This window comes from Pedobacter sp. 01T416_2 (assembly GCF_056398925.1).
In genome coordinates, this window is record NZ_JBFTQI010001227.1 from 1 (window position 1) to 1,010 (window position 1,010).

At 38.9% G+C, this 1,010-nt stretch carries 1 protein-coding gene and 1 pseudogene; both read left to right on the top strand.

Annotated elements, in window-relative coordinates; genetic code table 11:
- Positions 1–696 (top strand): 3-keto-disaccharide hydrolase (locus AC1DPQ_RS28730; RefSeq protein ID WP_477611712.1); only part of this gene is annotated, 696 nt, incomplete at its 5' end.
- 74 nt (positions 697–770) lie between these two features.
- Positions 771–1,010, top strand: a pseudogene (locus AC1DPQ_RS28735) (hypothetical protein); the annotation flags it as partial.

The window sequence follows — 1,010 nt, forward strand, 5'->3', positions numbered from 1 at the left end:
CTAGGATACAACAAAGTAGCCGCTTTTGATGTGCCTTTTAGTCCAATTTCCTCAACCGAAAAGCAAGAAGAAGTTACCTTGGTACCTTATGGATCTGAAAATATACGCCTAAGCTGTTTTCCTGTAATCGGTCAGCCAAAAAAAATAAATAAGGCTTTGGTCGAAAATTTTGATCAGGGAATGGCCAATAATTGGGTTTTTTATGGAGGTGGCTGGTTTTGGAAAGATGGACAGGTTAATTCGGCATCGAACGCAGGCTCTGGTGGTTATGGCATAAATGGATCTAAATATGTGGCTAATGAAACAGACTTTAAGGATTTTACTTACCAGGCAGATGTTAAAATCAATACTACCGGTGATGCTGGTTTAATGTTCAGGGTTTCTGACCCGGCAATTGGTGCCGATGCTTACCAAGGGTATTATGTGGGTTTGGATCAGTCTAATGGAACGGTACTGTTGGGAAAAGCCAACGGACAAAAATGGACCGTTATAAGTTCAGGAAAATATCCTGTTGAAATGAACGAAATGTATACCTTAAAGATAGTGGCGAAAGGAGATAAATTTGATGTTTTTATAAACGGGTCGGCAAAACCCATTCTTTCTGCAACAGATAGTCAATATCAATCTGGTAGTATAGGATTAAGAACGTATAAAGCTTTGGCTAGCTTCGATTCGGTAAAGATTAACGCTTTTTAACACCGGTTTAGGTCGGTATTGAACTTTGCGGCAAGGAATTTGTTAACCTACTATTAATAAATAAAAATAAGATTATGAAATTATACAAATCAATTCCCATAATGCTCTTTGCCATTGCGCTTGCAGCTGGTTGTGTAAGCAATAAGAAATATGCAGAACTTCAGGATACCTATTCCAAGCTGAGAGAAAGGAACCAGGAATTAAGTAATAAATACCAGGATAGCCAACGCGAGCTTAGTGGCAGCACCAGCAGGGTTAAAAGTTTAGAAGAACAGATCGCATCAGAAAAAGCCAATGTAACTGCATTGCAGGAT